The sequence below is a fragment of the Streptomyces indicus genome (assembly GCF_900100315.1).
Lineage (GTDB): Bacteria > Actinomycetota > Actinomycetes > Streptomycetales > Streptomycetaceae > Streptomyces > Streptomyces indicus.
The window spans coordinates 152,713-172,198 of sequence record NZ_FNFF01000015.1; the positions used below are offsets into that span (position 1 = coordinate 152,713).

Genomic DNA, 19,486 nt, shown 5'->3' on the forward strand with positions numbered 1-19,486 from the left:
GGTGAGCGGACCCGCGGGCGTGGAGCCTCCCGAGCATGCGCGGTTCGCCCGCCACATCCGGACGTTGGCGGAGGTCTCCGCGGAGGAGGAGGGGGAGCTCGTCGCGGCGGTCCTGCGCGACCCGGACGCGTCGATGGCGCGGAGCGCGATCGTGCGCCACTTCGACGAGCGTGCGCCCGGCCTGCTCACTCAGGGCGGCTTCCCCGCCTGGGCGACGCGGATGAGGCAGGCCGTCGCGGGCGACGGCTTCCTGGCCGAGCGACTGCGCGAGTGGACACTCGTCCACGCCGTGGTCCAGGGCGAACCGTGGAGCGCGGAGGAACTCGCCACGGCAAGCGACTGGTGCCAGCGCACCGTCGCGGCCTCCGAAACCCCTGCCCCACCGGAGGCCCTGGCCATCCTGGCAGCGTGGGGCCGGACGCGACGGGTACGGACGGAGGCGGGGCGGCGGCTGCGGGGGGAGGGGTGGCGCTGAGGGGCTGCTGCCGGGCCGTGGGGCCCGGAGCTGCTCTCTGTGGCGCGCCCGGTGCGGGAGCGCCGTCGTGCCGTGCGGGCCGGGACGGCCGTCGCCCCGCCCGGTCCGGTCTCTGTGCCGCCCGGCCCGGAACGCCATCGGCGACGGGCGGTGATCGGGTGACTACCCGCGTGATGGGGGAACGGGCAGGTCACAGCCCCCGTCCCATACCGGTTTCCGTCGAGAGGTGGACGTCAGGCAAGATGGGGTGTATCTGCCCACTTCCAGTTTGCCGGACGGTTTCTCTTGGCTGAGTTCATCTACACCATGCGCAAGACGCGCAAGGCGCACGGCGACAAGGTGATCCTCGATGACGTCACCTTGAACTTCCTGCCCGGCGCGAAGATCGGTGTGGTCGGTCCCAACGGTGCGGGTAAGTCGACCGTGCTGAAGATCATGGCCGGCATCGAGCAGCCGTCCAACGGTGACGCCTTCCTGTCGCCCGGCTACAGCGTCGGCATCCTCATGCAGGAGCCCGAGCTCGACGAGAACAAGACCGTCCTGGAGAACGTGCAGGACGGCGCCGCCGAGATCATGGGCAAGCTGAAGCGCTTCAACGAGGTGGCCGAGCTCATGGCCACCGACTACAGCGACGAGCTCATGGAGGAGATGGGGAAGCTCCAGGAGGACCTGGACCACGCCAACGCGTGGGATCTGGACGCTCAGCTGGAGCAGGCCATGGACGCTCTCGGGTGCCCGCCCGGGGACTGGCCCGTCACCAATCTCTCCGGTGGTGAGAAGCGTCGTGTCGCGCTCTGCCGTCTCCTGATCGAGGCGCCCGACCTGCTGCTCCTCGACGAGCCCACCAACCACCTCGACGCCGAGTCCGTGAACTGGCTGGAGCAGCACCTCGCCCAGTACAGCGGCACCGTCGTGGCCATCACCCACGACCGGTACTTCCTGGACAACGTCGCCGAGTGGATCCTCGAGCTGGACCGCGGCCGCGCGATCCCCTACGAGGGCAACTACTCCACGTATCTGCAGCGCAAGTCCGAGCGCCTCAAGGTCGAGGGCAAGAAGGACGAGAAGCGCCAGAAGAGGCTCAAGGAAGAGCTTGAGTGGGTGCGGTCGAACGCCAAGGGCCGGCAGGCCAAGTCCAAGGCGCGTCTGGCCCGTTACGAGGAGATGGCCGCCGAGGCCGACAAGATGCGGAAGCTGGACTTCGAGGAGATCCAGATTCCGCCGGGTCCGCGGCTGGGTTCCATCGTCGTCGAGGTCTCGAATCTTTCGAAGGCCTTCGGCGACAAGGTGCTCATCGACGATCTGAGCTTCACGCTGCCGCGCAACGGCATCGTGGGTGTCATCGGTCCGAACGGTGCGGGTAAGACCACCCTGTTCAAGATGATCCAGGGCATCGAGACGCCGGACTCCGGCGAGATCAAGGTCGGTGACACGGTCAAGATCTCGTACGTCGACCAGAACCGCTCCAACATCGATCCCAAGAAGACCCTTTGGGCCGTGGTGAGCGATGAGCTCGACTACATCAATGTCGGGCAGGTCGAGATGCCGTCGCGGGCGTATGTCTCCGCGTTCGGTTTCAAGGGCCCGGACCAGCAGAAGCCGGCCGGTGTGCTCTCCGGTGGTGAGCGCAACCGCCTCAACCTCGCGCTGACCCTCAAGCAGGGCGGCAACCTGCTGCTCCTCGACGAGCCGACCAACGACCTCGACGTCGAGACCCTCAGCAGCCTGGAGAACGCGCTGCTCGACTTCCCCGGCTGCGCCGTGGTCGTCTCCCACGACCGTTGGTTCCTGGACCGAGTGGCCACGCACATCCTCGCGTACGAGGGTGACTCCAAGTGGTTCTGGTTCGAGGGCAACTTCGAGTCGTACGAGAAGAACAAGATCGAGCGGCTCGGCCCGGACGCGGCCCGTCCGCACCGCGCCACCTACAAGAAGCTGACCCGCGGCTGATGGCTCGCCACGTTTACGCCTGCCCCCTGCGCTGGGCGGACATGGATGCGTACGGCCACATCAACAACGTGGTCTTTCTTCGGTACCTCGAAGAAGCGCGCATCGATTTCCTGTTCCGCCCGGACAAGGACTTCCAGCAGGGGTCGGTCGTGGCGCGCCATGAGATCGACTACAAGCGGCAGTTGGTGCACCGGCACCGTCCGGTGAACATCGAGCTGTGGGTCACGAAGATACGGGCGGCGTCGTTCACGATCGAGTACGAGGTGAAGGACGAGGACGTGGTGTACGTGCGAGCCTCGACCGTCATCGTGCCGTTCGACTTCGAGGCCCAGCGGCCGCGGCGGATCACCGCCGAGGAGCGGGAGTTCCTCGAGGAGTACGCCGATGACGCGGATGCCGCCGGGGCCGGTGGCGGCGCGGGCGGTTCCGAAGAGGCCGTAGCGGCATGACCGTGCTGCCGCTGGCCGCCGAAGGGGAGGCGGCGGGTCTCGCCGCCTTCCTGCAGCGGCTGCTCAAGTACGACCGGGCGGCGGCCGTCCGGCTGCAGGCGGCGGGCGACGCGCTCGCCGTCTTCGGCCGGGCGCCCGCGCTCGACGTGGTGGTCGTGCGGGGCGTCGCGCTCGCCGGGCCCGCCGAGCTGGACCGTACGGTCTCGGCGGGCGAGCTGCTCGAAACCGTCGAGCCCGCCGGGCTCACCGTCCCCGCCGCCGTGACCGGTCCCGCGTGGGCCGGGCTGCTGCCGCCGCGGGCCGGCTGGCAGCAGGTCGAAGGGCTGCCGGAGAGCGGGCAGTTGGGGCTTGCGGTGCGGGCCGCCGTCGCCGAGTTCAAGGCGCGGGTCGAGGAGCTGTCCGAGGACAAGCGGACCCGGGCGGAGCTCGACCGGATCGGCGCCGACATCTGGGGGCGGACCCTCGGGTCCACTCCGCTTCCGCTGCGGGCCGCGCATGCGGCGTATGTGTTCGGGCTGTTGCGGCCGGAGGCGCCTGCGGCCCTTCTTGCGGCCGGTACGTGGCTGCGGCTGCGCACGCCGTACGGGTCCGTCGCGTTGCGTCGGGCGGGTGGGCTGCCGGGGCTCGGGGTCACGCCCGTGTAAGGGGCGCGACCCCGAGCCCGTTGCCCGGAGCGCTAGTTGCTGCCCGAATCGTCCGGCCACACCCCGATGTGGTCCTGCTCCAGCTCCAGCGCCACCCTGTCCCGCATGCCCAGCGTCTCCGTGTAGTCCGCGGGGAGTTGGAGGCGGCCGGCGCGGTCGAGCATGGCGTACTCGCGGGCCACCAGGTGCTCCTCGCCCGTCGTCGCGTCGATGCGGGTGTGCCGCAGGACCTCCGTGGACGTGCGGCCGTCGCGGATCGCGACCGTGCGGCGGACCTCCGTGGCCACCGCCTGGTCGTGCGTGACGATCACGATCGTCGTGCCGAGCTCCTCGTTCGCCGCGCGGAACGACTCGAAGATCTGCCGGCCCGTGGCCGAGTCCAGCTCACCGGTGGGTTCGTCGGCGAGCAGCACCTCCGGGTCGTTCGCGAGCGCCACGGCGATCGCGACCCGCTGCTGCTGGCCGCCGGAGAGCTGCGTGGGCCGCCGGTCGCGCAGTTCGCCCACCCCGAGGAGCTCGAGCAACTCCTCGGCGCGCGCCGCCTTCTTCGCCTTGCCCCGTACGCCGCGCAACTGCATGGGCAGGGCCACGTTCTGCGCCGCGGTCAGATACGGCAGCAGGTTGCGGGCCGTCTGCTGCCACACGAAGCCGACGATCTCGCGGCGGTAGCGCAGCCGCTCCTTCGCGCCCATCGAGAGCAGATCGCAGCCCGCGACCCTGGCCTGCCCGGCGGTGGGCTCGTCGAGGCCCGCGAGGATGTTCATCAGGGTCGACTTGCCGCTGCCGGACGCGCCCACGAGCGCCATCAACTCGCCCTTGGTGACGAGCAGATCGAGCCCCTGAAGGGCCTGCACCTCCACGCCGTCTGCCGTGAAGATGCGCACCAGGCGGTCGCAGGAGATCAGCGCGTCATGGCCGAACGCGGGGCGCTCGCGCCGGGACGCGGCCCGCTGTTCCAGCTCGGCGAGGGTCGCGACGGAGGCGGCCCCGGTCGTACTCGTGTCGGTCATCGCCCATCTCCAGCCCTGAGTTCGGTGAGGGAGGTCTGCCGGGCCGTCCACCAGGCCTGGACGAGCGCGACCCCGGTGGCGAGCAGCACCACCGTGCCGGCCGGCACCAGCAACGACCAGGAATCCATGCGCAGTTGTACCTCGCCGAAGGCCTCGGCCTGCGCGGCTAGTGCGATCTGCCCGAGATCGAGCCCGGGCGCGATCAGTTCCATCGCGGCGAGCGCGACCAGGACGCCGCCGGCCGCGGCGAGCAGCGCCTGCGGCAGCGCTTCGAGGACGAGCAGCCGCCGCGCCTGCCCCCTTCCCAGGCCCATGGTGCGCAGCCGCGCCACGAGGGCGGTGCGTTCCGGGGCGGTCTGGAGCAGGGAGAGCAGGACGGCGAGGATCGCGTAGCCGGCTCCGGCGGCCACCGCGGCGGCGTAGACGGTTTCGGCGCCTTCCTGGAGCGGACCGTCGGACATCGTCGCCCGCTCGGCGGCGCGCAGTTCATAGGTGATCTCCGCCGCGCCGGACCCGGCGGCCGCGTCGATCTCCTTCGCGACCTGCGAGGTGGTGAACCCGCCGCCCGTGGCGAACAGCGCGGTGTCCTCGCGGTCCTTCAGACGGCTCGCGTCGATCAGCAGGAAGTCCACGCCGAAGCTCGCGGGCGTGATCTCGCGGATGCCCGTCACCTTCGCCGTGAAATCGCCGACCGGCGTGCGCAGGGCGTGCTCGCCGCTGCCGAGGCGCTTGGCCACCGCGGGAGTGGCGAACGCGGGCGCGGGACCCGAGCCGGGCGCCTTCAACTCGCCCGCGGGGAAGGGGCCGAGACCGGTCCGTTCCGACAGCCGCGCGTACGACTCGGGGTCGACCGCGATCAGCGTGATCTCCTTGCCGCCGTCCGGCATCCGCATGTTGCCGTCCATGTACACACGGCTGACCTCGCGGACACCGCCGAGCCCGTCGACGCGCTCGGCGAGCCCGTCGGGCAGCGGCTGGTTGGGGCGGGCGTTGATCCGCAGATCCGCGCCGACCGCCCGCAGCGCCGCCTCGTCGCGGGCGTCGCCGATACCGGCGATCACACTGCCGCCGAACGCCGCCGTGGTGAGCGCCACCAGCAGCGCGAGCAGGGGCAGGGCCTGCGCGGACGAGGTCCGTCCGGCCCGCGCCAGGGACAGGAATCCGATCGCCCCGCGCCGCCGCAGCAGCGGCCGGCCCGCCCACCGGATGGGCAGCGGGTACAGCCGCACGAGCAGCAGCGCGGCGATCAGCGCCACCAGGACCGGAGCCGCACTGACCAGTCCGTCAGCCTCACCGCTGCCGCGGCGGCGCATGGCCACCACGGCGCCCACGGCCAGGACCAGGGCGGTCAGTTCGGCCACGGTGCGCCGGCGCGACGGCTTGGCGTCGACCAGGTCCTCGCGTCCGCCGTGGGCCCGCAGCCGCAGATGGCGTACGACGGCCCGTACCGGAAGCGCCACGCACGCGAGCAGGGCGACCAGACCGGCACCGGCCACCGAGGGCTGGAGCCGGCCCTCGGGCCGCACGAGGACGGCGAGCAGCCAGCCGAGCGCGGCGGCGGGTATCGCGACCACCGCGGTCTCGGCGCAGATCCGGGCCGTGATCCCGCGCACCGAACCGCCGCGCGCCCGCAGCAGGGCGACCTCGCGGCTGCGCCGGGCCGCGGCGAGGGCGCCCGTCATCAGCAGGACGACCAGGGCGACCGCACCGATGCCGTACGCGGCGATGGACACGACCGGGGTGATCGCCTCGCGGGCTGCCAGGAACTGGCCCGTGATCCGGTCCAGTTCGGTGTACGCGGAGACCCGTTCGCCGACGCTCTCCCGCATCCGGGACAGCGCGGGGCCGCCTTCGAGCGAGGCCACGCTCTCCTGGAGACCGCCGATGTCGGCGACCTCGAGGGAGGAGAACCGGGGCGGCAGACGCCAGTACACGTTCGGGTTGCCGTCGAGGCGGATCAGGAACGCCGCGGCCTCCGGGGCCAGCAGCAGCCCCGCCTGCCAGTACTTCGCGGGCACGGGGGCCGGCGGGGTCAGGGCGATGGCCGGGGTGCGCAGGAGGGAGTCGAAGGACCAGTAGCTGCCCTCGGGCCGCTTCGGTTCGACGATTCCGGTGACCTTCACGCTCACGCGCGGGCCCTTGTCGGACAGGAAGTGGATGACCGAACCGACCTTGATCTTCAGCGTCTTCGCGGTGTCCGTGGTGACCGCGGCCTCGGCCTGCATGCTGGTGGCGCTGTTCTCGTCGCCCTTCGGCAGCCGGCCCTGCACCACCCGCGCATGCCGGTCCACCTCGCCCTGCGCGGCCAGCATGAACGCCGGCGGCTTGCCCTCGGGGCGGGGCAGCCAGGCGTCGAGCGCGTCGAGCGGACGTTTGGTCTGCACGCCGTACGCGACCTGCGAACGGTCCGTGACCAGCGGGTCCTCGATCGCCTCCTGCACCTGCGGCAGGGTGTCGCGGATGGTCCCGGCGTCGACTTCGCCGGGCGCGGCGTCGAGGAACTCGTCGCCGGTGGCCAGGCTGACCTCGATCCCGCTGCGCTCCGGACCGGCGCTGCCCAGCTCCAGCCGGAGGCCGCGCGTCTCGTACGTGTCCACCGCGCGCGGGAACGCCGCCGCGAGGAACGACGTCACGAGCACGAGCAGTGCCAGCGCCACCGAAGGCATCGGAGCGGCCTTCAGCCGGGTCCGCACCCAGGGCGCAACTGCCTTGACCGCCATATCAGTTGCTCCCGTCGTGACGCAGTGACACCACCGGCTCGACCCGCCGCAGCGCGATCGCCGCGACCACGAGGACCGGGACGAGCGCGACCGTGGCGAGCAGCAGCGCCACCCGGCCCACCGGCAGTTCCACGAGCACCGAGGGCACCGGCTTGCCGGCGTCCCCGGTGAGCACGATCAACGGCACGACCGCTCGGGTCAGCACGGCGCCGAGCCCGAGCCCCACGATCAGCGCGAGCCCGATCAGCGCCCCCTGCTCGGCCGCGACGAGCCGTGCCAGCTGACGCTGCGGCGTACCGAGGGCCCTGAGCACCGCGAACTCGGCTGCGCGCTCCTTGAGCGAGCCGGCCGCACTCACCGCGAAGCCGACGGCCGCCAGCGCGGCGGCCACCACGGCGACCGCGAGCAGCGCGGACTGCGGCCCCGCGCCCAGCGGATCGTCCCGCAGCTCCTCGGCGATCTCCGCGCGCACGACCACCTGTTCGGGATCGACGTCGGCCCGTGCGCGCAGCTCGGCCGCGACCTGCTCGGCCTTGCCCGGCTCCGGTGTCAGCCACCACTCACTGGGAGTGAGTTCGGTGCGCTCGCGGAGGGAGAACGCCTCGTTGACCGCGCGCAGGTCGAGCAGCACCGCACCGCCCGACGCGTCGTTCGTGGGCAGTTCGGGGACGACCTTGGCGATCTTGACGCTCAGCGGTGTCGCGGACAGCTGGACGTCGACCCGGTCGCCGACCTTTGCGCCGCTCGCGTCGAGGAACCTTTCGGTCACGACAGCGGCCGGCGGCGGGGAGGCCTCGCGCTTGACGGTGATCTGCACCTGGTGTTCGAGCGAGACGGTCGGATCGACCCAGGCCTGCGACGTGCCGTACGTGGCGGAGGGCGGCGCACCGGCCCCGGCCGCCACCTCCACGGGAGCCGGCGGTTCGGCCCCCTCGACGAGGGGCTCGGTCGACACCTGCTGCGACGCGCCCTGCCAGTGCAGCTTCGCGGGTACCTGGAGCGGCTGCCCGTCGGCCCGGATCCGCAGCACCGAGAACGTGTGCTGCTCGGACCGGTCAGGCGAGGCCGGTGTGGCCACCTCGAATCCGGTCACCTCGTACGGGCCGGTCGCACCGATCGACGCGCTGAAGGTGCGCGCGCGGCCGTCGGCGGGGGCCTCGCCGAGCTCGACGGCGTGGGTGGCGCCGAAGCGGTCCCGCAGCAGGACGCTCACGGACGCCGGATCGGTCTCGGTGCGGCCCTTGGTGGCGATCCGCAGCTCGATGTCCAACTTCTGCGCCCGGTCGGGGACTTTGATCCCGTACGAAAGGGTCTTCCGCGCGTCGAGGGCGTCGAGCATGTCGTCCGGGGCGGCGAGGTCGTCGCGCAGCAGGAGGCCGCCGGCGGCATTGCGGATGTCGAGTGCGAGGACCGCGGCCGAGCGGTCACCGGACATCTCCATCGTGCCGCGCGCCGCGGGCGCCGCGTCGCGTACGCCGTCCAGCGAGGAGTACACATCGCCCTGGGCCGCGCTCGGGACCCGGCTGCCCAGGACGCGGATCTGCGTACCCGAGCGGAAGTCGGCCTGGTCCTCCTGGGACCGGTCCCAGGACGCGCCGTGCCCGATCGCGAGCATGCCCATGGCGACGGCGAGCACCAGGAGCAGTACGGGGCCTGCGCCGCGCAGCGGACGGCGGCTGAGCTGCCAGCCCGCGAGGGCCCCCGGCAGGCCGCGGCCCTTCGCGGCGCGGCGCTCGCCGAGCTTCGCGGCCGGCGGCAGCAGCCGGAGCGTCAGGACGGTGCCGGCGAGCAGCGCGAGTGCGGGGGCGCCGACCAGGAGCGGGTCGATGCCCAGCTCGCCTTCGGCGTTGCCGCTGAGCGCGCCGCCGGAGGTCTGCCGGTCCAGCTGCCAGTACGCGACGGCGGCGATCACCAGGAGACCGACGTCGGCGCCCGCGCGCACCGGTGCGGGCAGCGACTTCATCCGCACCGAGCGGCGCATGCCGGTGACGGACAGGGCGGGGGCGACCACCGCGGCCGCGCAGCCGAGCGCGACCACCAGGGCCACCAGCCACACAGAGAAGGTCGGTGCGGTGTCCAGTTCGACACCGATCCGCTCCAAGGCGCCCTGTCCGGCGAGGAGTTGGGTGAGCGGGCCGGCGAGCAGCGGTGAGAGGACCGCGGCCGGGACCGCGAGCAGCAGCGACTCGGCGGCGGCGAACCAGGCCACACGGCCGCGGGAACCGCCGCGCGCCATCAGCAGATCCGTCTCGCCGGCGCGCTCGGAGGACAGCAGCCGCGCCACCAGGAGCAGCGCGTACCCGGCGAGCATCAGGAGCTGGAGCGCCACGATGAGCAGCGTGGAGCGGGCCACGAGCAGGGAGCGCTCGGCCCGTTCGAGGAGCGTGGGCAGTTCGGTGCGGGCGACGACGCCCGTGTCGATGCCGGAGAGCTTCGCGAACTGGTCGTTGCCGCGTTCGGCGGCCTTCTTGAGAGCGGGGATGCGGTCGGCCTGCACGCCGCGGAAGTCGGCGGTCGCCAGCCAGGAGGTCTCACCCGCCTGCACGCGGCCCGCGGCGAACGTGGCGGGATCGGTGAGCAGCGGGCCGTACGTGGTGAAGTCCAGCTTGCGGACGCCGCGTCCGCCGAGCTCGTCGACCCGCCAGTACGGATCGTGCACGTCGCGCGGCCGGTACGTCCCGGTGACCTGGACGGTCACATCGGGGCCGTCGAGCCGGTCGGTGAGCTTCACCGGCGGGCCGCCCGGGGTCAACTTCAGCTCTTTGGCGGCCACTTCGGGCAGCGCGACCTGGACCGGGCCCTTGCCGGTGCTCTTCGGCCAGGCGCCGTCGACCAGGGCGATCCGGGAGCGGTCGAGCACGGCGAGGTGGGTGAGGTCCGGGTCCGTGGAGCGGGCGCCGGGCGCCTGCAGCGAGTGCGGCAGGGAGTACGGCCCGGACTTCTCGGCCGAGCGCAGGGAGACCGGCAGGCCGTCGAAGGTCTGCCGTGCGCCCGCCTCGACCTTCTTGCGGATCGCGGCCTGCTCCTGCGGCTCGATGTCGGCCTGGACGAGGAGGGAGGCGGGCCCGGCGGAGCGGTTGGTGAGCGAATGCCGCAGGGCGGCGTCGCCTATCGCCCCCGAGAACCCGGTGAGCGTGGCGAGGACCGCTGTGGTGAGGAGAACTGCGAGCAGCGCCGCCATGAGCAGCAGCCGATGGGCGCGCACACGCAGAAAGATGAACCCCGTCACCCGATCACCGGTCCCGTCCCCTGGGCGGAGCCCCCGCTCCGTAGCCCTGAAACCGTGACTCTTTCAGGTGGTCATGGCCGAGGGAAACCGCTCTCTGGTTGAAATTGACCAGATCGTGATCGCATTGCGGGACATGAACGCCGGATTCCGGAGCGCCCGTGCCGGGTGAATTCCCGGATCAACCTGCGGTGTTGACCATGGAAGCAGCCGCATACGTCAGGTAGTTCCACAACGTGCGGTCGTGCTCCTCGGAGAGGCCCAGCTCGTCCACCGCGGCCCGCATGTGCTTGAGCCAGGCGTCGTGCGCGGCCCGGTCCACCGCGAACGGTGCGTGCCGCATCCGCAGCCGGGGGTGGCCGCGGTGGTCGCTGTAGGTGCGCGGGCCGCCCCAGTACTGCATCAGGAACAGCGCGAGCCGCTCCTCGGCCGGGCCGAGGTCCTCCTCCGGGTACATCGGCCGGAGCAGCGGGTCCTCGGCGACTCCCTGGTAGAAGAGGTGCACCAGGCGTCGGAAGGTCTCCTCGCCGCCCACCTGCTCGTAGAAGGTCTGCTCCTGAAGCGTGCCGCGCGGGATCTCGTTCACCCGTCCATCGTCTCAGACGCACCGGCCGAGGACCGGGGGACTAGGACTCTTGTCCGGGCCGGGGCACGCGGACTTCTGTCCGGGCCGGGGCGCCGGGACTCCGGTCCGGGCCGGGGCACTAGGACGCCTGTCCAAGGCCTGCAGCGGGCGCGGGGCCTCGCATCCCGGCGCACATCGCAGCACAGTGGGTATATGGGTGCGCCCTCAGAGCCTGAGCCCTTCCGGAGCGGGCCCGCCGCCGACAGCGGGGCGGCGGGTCCGGACAGCGACGCCGCCGCGGTCGCGCGGGCCGGACTCGTGCGGGAGATCGAGGAGAGCGGCGGGTTCGACGCGGATCCCGCCTGGCGGGAGGCCTTCGCCGCCGTGCCGCGGCACCTCTTCGTGCCGTACTACTACGCCTCGGTCACCGGCGGCTACGAGCGGCTGTGGGGCGAGGACCCCAGCGAAGCGCGGCGGGAGCGCTGGCTGAAGGGGGTCTACTCCGACGCCGCGCTCGCCACGCGCGTACGCGACGGGGACCTCGTCTCCTCCAGCAGTCAGCCCTCGCTGATGGCCCGGATGCTGGGCGAACTCGACGTCCGCGAAGGGCACAAGGTCCTGGAGATCGGCGCGGGCACCGGATACAACGCGGCGCTGCTCGCGCACCGGCTCGGCGACGGTCTCGTCGTCACGGTCGACCTGGAACCGGAGATCACCGAGGCGGCCCGGCGGCACCTCGAACGGGCCGGGTACCGGCCGACGGTGGTGACGGGGGACGGGGCCCGCGGCTGCGCGGCGCACGCACCGTACGACCGGATCATCGCGACCTGCACCCTGGCCACCGTCCCGCGGGCCTGGCTCGAACAGTGCCGCCCCGGGGCGCGGATCCTCGCGCCGCTCGCCTCCGGACTGATCACGCTCGACGTGCAGGACGCCGCCCACGCCGAAGGGCGCTTTCTGCATACGGCGGCGTACTTCGTGCCGTTGCGCGGTGATACGCGGGGCGGCGACGAGCCGGGGCGTGCGCGGTACGCCTCGTCGCTGCCCCGCCGGATCACCCAGAACGAGCTCTTCCGGTTCCTCCTGGAGCTCACGTCGGGGGCGCTGGACCCCGAGGAGGCCTTCGCGCTCTGGCGGCGGGAAGGGCGGCCGGCGCGGGAGCGGTTCGGGGTGACGGTGGCGGGGGACGAGGTCTGGGCCTGGCTGGACGATCCCGACGGGCCGTATGCGTGGCCGTTGGTTTAGGGGGTGCCGCTTCAGCGAGGTGGGTCCGTTGATGTCGGGTCCAGGCAAGCGAGAGGGCGGGAAACCTCGCGGGCGAAGCCCTGTTGAGGGCCTCGCGCGGAACGTTTCCCGCCCTGTGACGCCGGTGGGGCGGCCGGAGCCGCCCGAGCGGTCAGCCGCGGCGGAGCGTGATCGTCGTCCAGGCGCCCACGTGGACGCGATCGCCGTCCTGGAGCGGGACCGGGACGAACGGCTGGATGGGCTCCTCGCCGCCGTTGATCGTCGTGCCGTTGGTCGAGTTCTGGTCGACCACCGCCCAGCCGCCGTCCGGCTGCTGGACCAGGACCGCGTGCTGGTGCGATACGCCCGGGTCCTCCGGTGGCACGGACAGGTCGATGTCCGGGACCTCGCCCGTGGAGTGGCGGCGGCGGCCGATGGTGATCTGGTTGCCGGTGAGCCTGCGCTCCTGCTCCGGCGAGTACGCGGGCAGGTTGAGGCTCGCCGCCTCCGGGCCGCTGCGGTGCATCATCGCCATGAAGTACTCGCGGTCCGGACCGATCACGGCGGTCCAGCCCAGCGGGCCCTGCTGCTGCGGCGCCGGGTAGCCGCCGCCGGCCAGCGGGTGCTGGACCGGGGGAGCGCTCTGCGCGGAGGGCGGCTGGAGCATCCAGTCGTCGTCGCCCTGGGTGCCGCCCATGGGGCCGGGCGCCGGCGGGCCGGGCTGCTGGTACCCCTGCGCGGGCGGCGGAGGCGGCGGACCGCCGGCCTGGCCGCCACCGAACGGACCGCCGGCCTGGCCGCCGCCGAACGAACCGCCGGGACCGCCAGGGCCACCGGGACCGCCAGGACCACCGGGTCCGCCCATGGGGCCGCCCATCGGGCCGTGCGGACCGTTCTGGCCGGGGCCGCCCTGGGGGCCGCTCGGGCCGGAGCCCGGGCCGCCCATCGGACCGGAGTCCGGGTGCAGCGGCTCGGCGGGACGATTCATCTGCGAGGGGCGCGAGCTCGTGTACTCGCCCGGCGGGTGCTGCTGCGACTGGAAGCCGGGCGGCAGGTTCATGCCGGGCACCGGCTGGCGCGGGGCCGCCGGGGTGTAGGACGTCGCCGTGTTGGTGATGTAGTTCCAGCGGCATTCCTCGCAGAACGGCTCATTCGCCTCGCGCGGGGTCTGGCACTGGGGGCAGAGCTGCGGCGGTCCGGCCGGCGCCTGCGTCTGCGGGTAGCCGTAACCGCCCTGCTGGGCGTGGCCACCGCCCTGCTGGGGGTAGCCGTAACCGCCGCCCGGAGGGGGCGGGGGCGGGGGGACGGCGCCGGAGGGCGCGCTCGCACCGGTCATGCGGTGGCCGCAGACCTCGCACCAATCGTCGGAACCCGACTGGTGTCCGTTCGGGCAGGTCGGCATGTCGGCGCTTCCCCCTCTCCTTCTACGGCCGCTCAACGGACCGCTTCGTCAGTACCTCTCGGTACGCTCCGTACGCGGCGGGTGACGGACGGCATCCGGGACGGCGGCCCAACGGGGCTTCCGTCACGGCGAGTTGCCGCGCCATCGCGCTGCGTTCACTTCTTGACGCGAACCGTCTTGGTGGACCGGGTTTCGAGAGTCATCTCGTCGGCCTCCTCGACCTTCGCCTTCAATCGCACAGTACCTGTCGCCGCATCCTCGACGTCCACCACCTTCGCAAGCAGTTTCGCGGTGTCCTCGTTCCCGGAGGCCGCGGCGAGCTGAACGGCCCGGCCCAGCTTGGCCGTTGCCCCGTCGATGTCGCCGGCCTTGCGGGCGTCCAGACCCTGCTGGATGACCTGCGCCAGCTCGGCCTGCCCTGTGTAGTGCGCCACCTGCGGGTTGATCGACGTGGACGCCGCCATGTCGTCCGTCCACACGGCGCGTACGAGGCCCTGCGAGAGCGTCTGGACGCTGCCGTCGCTCTGCGGGACCACGAGCGAGACCCGGGCGGCCAGCATCTCCTGCCCGAGGTCGGCGTTCGGCACCTGAACGCAGACGTGGTAGTCGCGGGACTCGTCCCCCCAGGAACCCGTCGGGTAGTCGCCGGCCCGCGGGCCCGCCTCCGTACGCCGTGAGGTCAACTCCTCGACGGTCGGCGCGACTTGCTTCACGAACTTGATCTCCGCGCCCATCGGCGTCCACAGCCGCAGCGCCACGTCCGCGACCTCCTTGCCCATGGCCGCCTCCATCATCTGCGTGAAGTCGGCGGCCAGGCCCGAGGGGTCGGCGACGATGTCGGCGGTGCCGAGCAGCGCCGAGGCGATCCCCGTGACCTCCTTGACCTCCCAGTCCGTGCCCACGCCGCGTGCGTCACAGGTGTAGCGGCCCGCGCAGGCGTCCAGGGCGGCCTTCAGGTCCTCGGGTGATTCGTGCTCATTGCGCCCGTCGGTGAGCAGAATGCCGTGACGTATCGATACATCGGCCGAGGCGAGCAGGCGGTCCGCCAGCTTCAGCCAGGTCCCGATCGCCGTGCCGCCGCCCGCGCTCAGCTTGCGCAGCGCCTGCTTGGCCTGGTCGCGGGTGCTCGCATCGGCCACCGCGAGCTGCCCGCCCCCCGGGTAGACCTCCTTGGCCACGTGGGTGCCGCCGATGACCGCGAAGTGCACCCCGTCGCGCAGGGTGTCGATGGCGGCGGCCGTGGCGTCGCGGGCGTTGCGCATCTTGGTCGGCGGGTAGTCCATCGAGCCCGAGCAGTCCACCATGATCGCCACCGCGGCGTCCGGCGCGCTGCCCGAGGCATACGCGCGCACGGCCGTGCCGCCGACGGTGCCCCCGCCGGTCGAGGTCACGGTGACGATCGCGTTGACTTCACGGCCGCCCTCGGGCAGGAACTCGTTCTGGTAGACGTCGACCGAGAACTGCGGAACGTTCGACTTCGAGAAATTCGCCATGCTGTGCTCCCCCCTCAGCCGAACCGGCCGAGCCGCACCCCGGTTCCGGGCAGGCGCGGACGGCGCTTCGTGCTGACGTACAACCGAATTGTGCTGACGTGAACCGAGTTGTGTGGATGCCGCGCCCCCGGGCACGGCCCACTCCTCAGGCCGATCCTGCCCCTTGCGGCGCGAGCGAGAACGGCAGTACCGCCACTGTTACGTTGTCGTGGCCCCCGCCGTCGAGTGCGTGACCGACCAGGACCTGCGCGCAGTGCAGCGGGCGCTCGGAGGCGTCCGCCGGGACGACGGCGGCCATCTCGGCCGCGCCCTCCGCGTAGTTCCACAGTCCGTCGGTGCACACCACCACTACACCCGCACGGTCCGGCTTGAAGGAAGCCGTGTGCGGCTCCAGTTCGTAGGCGTCGGCGCCGAGCCAGCCCGTGATGGCGTGGGCGCGCTCGTCCGCGTACGCCTCCTCCTCGTTCATCAGGCCCGCGGCCACCATCTGCGCGGCCCACGAGTCGTCCTCGGTGAGCCGGGCCGAAGGGGCGGTGCGGTCCTCGGGCACCCAGTACACGCGCGAGTCGCCCACCCAGCCCACGACGAGGAGGCCGCCCGCGATCACCGAGCCGACGATGGTGCAGGCCGGCGCGTTCTGATGGCGGTGCGGGTCGTGCTCGCGGGCGCGTGCGGGCTCCTGCGCAAGGGAGTTGACCGCGTCGAAGGCCGCGATGATCGCGTCGTGCATGGCCTGCTGCGGGTGCGTGCCGCGCGGCAGCGAGGCGAGCAGCGACTCGTTCGCGGCCTGCGAGGCGGCCGCCGAGGCCTCGTCGGGGCGGGTCGCCGAGGACACGCCGTCGCAGACGATCGCGACCACCGCGGGCGAGCCGTCGGGCAGCGCGGTCGTGGAGACGGCGAACGCGTCCTCGTTGCGGTGGTGGCGCAGGCCGCGGTCGCTGACCGCCGCCACATGGTCCAACTCCCGCTCCATGTGGTCGCGTTCACGGGGCTGCGCATGGCCGCAGTGCTCGCAGTAGCCGTCCTGGTCGACCGTGCCGGTGCGGCAGGCGACGCAGACCTTGGTGCCGGCCGGGGGAGTGGCCGCGGGCGGCTGGGTGCGCGGGTCGGGGGCCTGGAGCGCGTACTCGTCGGGCTGGGGCGGGTGGTCGTACCGTACGGCGCCGCCGTCGGGCTCCGGGGCATGGCCGCCGGCCTGCTCCTGGTCCGAGCCGGCCGGGCCGCCCGCGGCTCCGGTCAGGTCCCGGCCCGCGCCGCCGGTGCTGCCGCTCAGCTCCGTGCCCGAGGAGTCGGTGCCGCGCAGCTGGCCGGGGTGGAGCACCGGCGCGGGCGTGTCGGTGCTGTCCAGCTCCGCGGCCTGCGGCCACTGGACGGCGGACTCGGGCGCGGCGGAGGCCTGCGGACCGCCGCCCGGCGCGGCGGCCGGTGCGCCGCCCTGGGCGGCGGCGGACGGCGAACCGCCTTGCGCCGCCGCGCCGTTGATCGCGATCGTCGGGTGGTCGGTGCCGGCCGGTGCGGGCGCGGCCGACAGGTCGAACCCGCACGCACCGCAGAAGAGGTCGCCGCTCTCCAGCGGCTCCTCGCAGCTCGGGCACGACGACATCTCTGCTCCGTCGGTCACCTGGCGCATCTGCGACATCACTTCACACCCACGTCCGGGGGCGGTAGCGGTTGGCCCGCTCCACCAGTTCGATCCTCTCGTCACCGCGCTGCGCCAAGCGCGCCAGCATCCGGTACGAACGCTCGAGTCCGAACCGCAGACCCCGCTCGTCCAGCGTGCTGCCGAGCAGGGAGCCCGATGCGTGCGCGGGCCCCTGCGGTGGGGCGGCACCGCGGCTACCGGAGAGTACCCAGTCGAGGGCGGTGCCCAGGACCTCGGCCGACAACTGCTCGCGGCGGACCGCGTCCAGGCCGAACTGCCGCAGCGCCTCGACCTGTCCCGCGGCCGCGGTCAGATCGTCGAGCAGCGGCTCGTGCACCGCCTGGTCCCGCAGCCGCGCCCGTACGGCGGCGACGCGCGCCGCCGTGTAGTGAATGGATGCTTCCGGTACGGACTCCAGGGTACGCACCGCACTGCGCCGGTCCCCGGCGGCCAGCTGCACCCGGGCGAGCCCGAAGGCCGCGCTCACATAGCTCGGATCGGTGGTCCACACGAGGCGGTAGTACTCCGCCGCATTGTCCAACTGGCCCAGGACCTCGGCACACACGCCGAGCGCCAGCTTCGGTGCGGGCTCCCCGGGGAACGCGTCGTAGATCGCGTCGAAGGACAGCGCGGCGCTCTCGAAGTCGCCCGTCGTGAGCGATCCCACACCGCGGTACCAGACCACGCGCCAGTCGTCGGGGTGCGCGCGCTCCAGATTCTCCAACAGCTGGGCCGCGGGCCCTTGTTCGTTCATCTCCAGAAGCGCGCGCAGCTCGCGCAGCCGCAGTTCGAGCGAGCTCGTGGGCGCCGCGTGCAGGGCCGCGATCAGCTCGGCGGGCGCGGCGGCGAGCAGACCGGCGAGGAAGCCCGCGTTCGGATCGTTCGGATCCACCCGCGGCACCGGGAGCGCCAGGGCGGTCGCGGCGGGCGCGAGCTGCTTGACCAGCGAACCGCCGGACGCGGGCGCCGGCAGCGTGGCCGGCGGGGGCCCGGCCGCCGCGGTGGCGTACGGGCCGGGCTGGAGCGGGGCGGTCGGCGTGGCGGACGAGGCCTGTACGGGGGACAGGGGCGCGGGCTGGGCGGGGATCGCCGGGACGCCGCCGGGGCCGAGGGCGGCCGCCTGGCCGTTCGCGGAGGCGGGCAGTGCCGCCGCCCCGTTCCGCCGCGCCTTGCGCCCGGCCGGTACGGAGCGCGCCCCCAGCTTGGAGACCTCGCCGTCCTGCTCGCGGAACAACTCGGTGTCCGTGACGCGCACTTCGGAGCCGAACAGGGTGGACAGGGCGGGCCGCGGCCGTCCGGTCTGGAGTGCCACGACCTCGCGCAGGACGCCGGTCAGCTGCTCGGCCATCTCCTGTGCGGAGGAGAACCGGCGGGCGGGGTCGGGGTCGGTGGCCCGTACGAGCAGCCGGTAGAAGGACTCGTACTGCCGGAACACCTCGATGTTGTCCGGGTTGGGCAGCGAGTCCACGAACACGTTCGTGTAGCCCTGGAAGTCGAAGGTGAGCACCGCGAGGGTGCGCGCCACCGTGTAGAGGTCGGAGGCGACCGAGGGGCCGACCTCGGCGACCTCGGGGGCCTGGTAGCCGACCGTGCCGTAGATCGCGGACTCGTCGTCGTCCATCCGCCGGACCGCGCCCATGTCGATCAGCTTGAGCTGGTCCTCGGTCTGTATGGCGTTGTCCACCTTGAAGTCGCAGTACAGCAGGTTGCGGCTGTGCAGGTGGCCGAGGGCCTCCAGGGCCTCGATGCCGAACGCGCAGGCCTGCTCCACCGGCAGCGGGTCGCGCTTGCCCTCCGGGGTGCGGCGGCTGTTGGCGATCTCCTTGAGCGACTTGCCGCCCACGTACTCCATGACGATGTAGCCGTCGAGGGAGCCGGTGCGCTGGTCGAGGTGCTCGACGAAGTTGTAGATGCGGACGATGTTGGAGTGCTCGATCTCGGCGAGGAAGCGCCGCTCGGAGATCGCGGCCTCCATGGCGTCCTGGTCGCCGGTGTCGAGCAGGCCCTTGAGGACCACCCAGCGGTCGGAGACGGCGCGGTCCACGGCGAGGTAGACCCAGCCGAGCCCGCCGTGCGCGAGACAGCCCACCACCTCGTACTGCCCGTGCACGATGTCGCCGCCGGACAGCTTCGGCACGAAGGAGTACGGGTGGCCGCACTTGGTGCAGAAGCCCTCCGTACGGCCGGGGCGGTCCCCGCGCGCACGTCCCACCGGAGCCCCGCAGTCCGAGCGCGAGCAGAAACGCTTCCGCTCGGGGACCTCCGGGTTCTCCTGCACCATCGAGCGCGGATCGGGCCGCGGCACCTGCGGTACGGACACCAGGCCCACGCCGAGCTTGCCGCGCCCCGAGGAGGAGCCGGTCGCGCCGGTGGAGCGCACGGAGACGCTGCGGGTCGAGGAACTGCCGCCGGACAGGCTCCGCGAAAGACGCCCCGAGACCGAGCGCCGCGAGGACGAGGAGCGCGAGGACGCGCGCGAGGAGTGTGAAGAGCGGGAGGAGCGTGACGAGGACGAGGAGCTGCTGCCCTTGCCGCCGCCGGTGATCCCGGTCGGCGGTGAAGACACCATGCCGTTCGGCGAGACCACGGGCGCGAGGCCGCAGGTGTCGCAGTACAGCTCGCCGCCGTCCATGTCCTCATAGCTGCCGGTGCAGTTCGGCCGCTGGCACTTGCTGTCGGTGCTCAT

Annotated in this window: 13 protein-coding genes; 5 read left to right on the top strand and 8 right to left on the bottom strand. The window is 72.6% G+C overall.

Annotation, left to right across the window (positions count from 1 at the left end):
* The first annotated feature begins 1 nt into the window (after nucleotide 1).
* The 4 genes from BLT97_RS29200 to BLT97_RS29215 all read left to right on the top strand — a co-directional run bounded on the left by BLT97_RS29200 (nucleotide 2) and on the right by BLT97_RS29215 (nucleotide 3,518).
* Nucleotides 2–475 carry a hypothetical protein gene (locus BLT97_RS29200; protein WP_093615471.1) on the top strand — a complete coding sequence of 158 codons (474 nt, stop codon included), beginning with the start codon at nucleotides 2–4 and terminating at the stop codon, nucleotides 473–475.
* Between the two features lie 285 nt (nucleotides 476–760).
* Complete coding sequence (ettA, locus tag BLT97_RS29205; RefSeq protein WP_093615473.1) at nucleotides 761–2,425, top strand: energy-dependent translational throttle protein EttA; 1,665 nt, start codon at nucleotides 761–763, stop codon at nucleotides 2,423–2,425.
* Entirely contained in the window at nucleotides 2,425–2,874 is a 450-nt protein-coding gene (locus BLT97_RS29210; protein ID WP_093615475.1) for an acyl-CoA thioesterase, read from the top strand. Before ettA ends, BLT97_RS29210 begins: the two co-directional genes overlap by 1 nt.
* Entirely contained in the window at nucleotides 2,871–3,518 is a 648-nt protein-coding gene (locus BLT97_RS29215) for a DUF8185 domain-containing protein (RefSeq protein WP_093615477.1), read from the top strand. The genes BLT97_RS29210 and BLT97_RS29215 overlap by 4 nt, the downstream gene beginning before the upstream one ends.
* 32 nt (nucleotides 3,519–3,550) lie before the next feature.
* Here the strand turns inward: BLT97_RS29215 and BLT97_RS29220 are convergent, their stop codons facing one another.
* From BLT97_RS29220 to BLT97_RS29235, 4 genes are all read right to left on the bottom strand, one after another.
* On the bottom strand, nucleotides 3,551–4,528 hold the full coding sequence (locus tag BLT97_RS29220; RefSeq protein ID WP_093615479.1) for an ABC transporter ATP-binding protein: 978 nt from the start codon (nucleotides 4,526–4,528) through the stop codon (nucleotides 3,551–3,553).
* A complete protein-coding gene (locus BLT97_RS29225) occupies nucleotides 4,525–7,248 on the bottom strand; it encodes an FtsX-like permease family protein (RefSeq protein ID WP_093615481.1) in 2,724 nt (907 codons plus the stop codon). The genes BLT97_RS29220 and BLT97_RS29225 overlap by 4 nt, the downstream gene beginning before the upstream one ends.
* A gap of 1 nt (nucleotide 7,249) precedes the next feature.
* Nucleotides 7,250–10,429: an ABC transporter permease gene (locus tag BLT97_RS29230; protein ID WP_425442776.1), complete on the bottom strand. Its 3,180-nt coding sequence runs from the start codon at nucleotides 10,427–10,429 to the stop codon at nucleotides 7,250–7,252.
* Between the two features lie 226 nt (nucleotides 10,430–10,655).
* A complete protein-coding gene (locus tag BLT97_RS29235; RefSeq protein WP_093615485.1) occupies nucleotides 10,656–11,060 on the bottom strand; it encodes a globin in 405 nt (134 codons plus the stop codon).
* A gap of 192 nt (nucleotides 11,061–11,252) precedes the next feature.
* On the opposite strand from BLT97_RS29235, the gene BLT97_RS29240 reads away from it, so the two are divergent.
* A complete protein-coding gene (locus tag BLT97_RS29240) occupies nucleotides 11,253–12,284 on the top strand; it encodes a methyltransferase domain-containing protein (RefSeq protein WP_093615487.1) in 1,032 nt (343 codons plus the stop codon).
* 151 nt (nucleotides 12,285–12,435) lie between these two features.
* Here the strand turns inward: BLT97_RS29240 and BLT97_RS29245 are convergent, their stop codons facing one another.
* The 4 genes from BLT97_RS29245 to BLT97_RS29260 form a co-directional block, all read right to left on the bottom strand.
* Nucleotides 12,436–13,665 (bottom strand): FHA domain-containing protein, encoded by a 1,230-nt coding sequence (locus tag BLT97_RS29245; RefSeq protein WP_093615489.1) that lies wholly within the window; start codon nucleotides 13,663–13,665, stop codon nucleotides 12,436–12,438.
* A 155-nt stretch (nucleotides 13,666–13,820) separates the two neighbouring features.
* Complete coding sequence (locus BLT97_RS29250; protein ID WP_093615491.1) at nucleotides 13,821–15,158, bottom strand: vWA domain-containing protein; 1,338 nt, start codon at nucleotides 15,156–15,158, stop codon at nucleotides 13,821–13,823.
* A 145-nt stretch (nucleotides 15,159–15,303) separates the two neighbouring features.
* A complete protein-coding gene (locus BLT97_RS29255; RefSeq protein WP_093615596.1) occupies nucleotides 15,304–16,788 on the bottom strand; it encodes a protein phosphatase 2C domain-containing protein in 1,485 nt (494 codons plus the stop codon).
* Nucleotides 16,789–16,801: 13 nt separating this feature from the next.
* The gene (locus BLT97_RS29260; protein WP_093615493.1) at nucleotides 16,802–19,486 is read right to left on the bottom strand and encodes a serine/threonine-protein kinase; all 2,685 of its coding nucleotides are present in this window, start codon (nucleotides 19,484–19,486) and stop codon (nucleotides 16,802–16,804) included.

What these genes read in the sequence shown, in the direction of transcription:
- BLT97_RS29225 (WP_093615481.1), bottom strand. Translation starts at nt 7,248, where the DNA reads ATGGCGGTCAAGGCAGTTGCGCCCTGGGTGCGGACCCGGCTGAAGGCC.
- BLT97_RS29220 (WP_093615479.1), bottom strand. Translation starts at nt 4,528, where the DNA reads ATGACCGACACGAGTACGACCGGGGCCGCCTCCGTCGCGACCCTCGCC.
- BLT97_RS29210 (WP_093615475.1), top strand. Translation starts at nt 2,425, where the DNA reads ATGGCTCGCCACGTTTACGCCTGCCCCCTGCGCTGGGCGGACATGGAT.
- BLT97_RS29260 (WP_093615493.1), bottom strand. Translation starts at nt 19,486, where the DNA reads ATGAGCACCGACAGCAAGTGCCAGCGGCCGAACTGCACCGGCAGCTAT.
- BLT97_RS29230 (WP_425442776.1), bottom strand. Translation starts at nt 10,429, where the DNA reads ATGGCGGCGCTGCTCGCAGTTCTCCTCACCACAGCGGTCCTCGCCACG.
- BLT97_RS29215 (WP_093615477.1), top strand. Translation starts at nt 2,871, where the DNA reads ATGACCGTGCTGCCGCTGGCCGCCGAAGGGGAGGCGGCGGGTCTCGCC.
- BLT97_RS29245 (WP_093615489.1), bottom strand. Translation starts at nt 13,665, where the DNA reads ATGCCGACCTGCCCGAACGGACACCAGTCGGGTTCCGACGATTGGTGC.
- BLT97_RS29250 (WP_093615491.1), bottom strand. Translation starts at nt 15,158, where the DNA reads ATGGCGAATTTCTCGAAGTCGAACGTTCCGCAGTTCTCGGTCGACGTC.
- BLT97_RS29255 (WP_093615596.1), bottom strand. Translation starts at nt 16,788, where the DNA reads ATGCGCCAGGTGACCGACGGAGCAGAGATGTCGTCGTGCCCGAGCTGC.
- BLT97_RS29240 (WP_093615487.1), top strand. Translation starts at nt 11,253, where the DNA reads ATGGGTGCGCCCTCAGAGCCTGAGCCCTTCCGGAGCGGGCCCGCCGCC.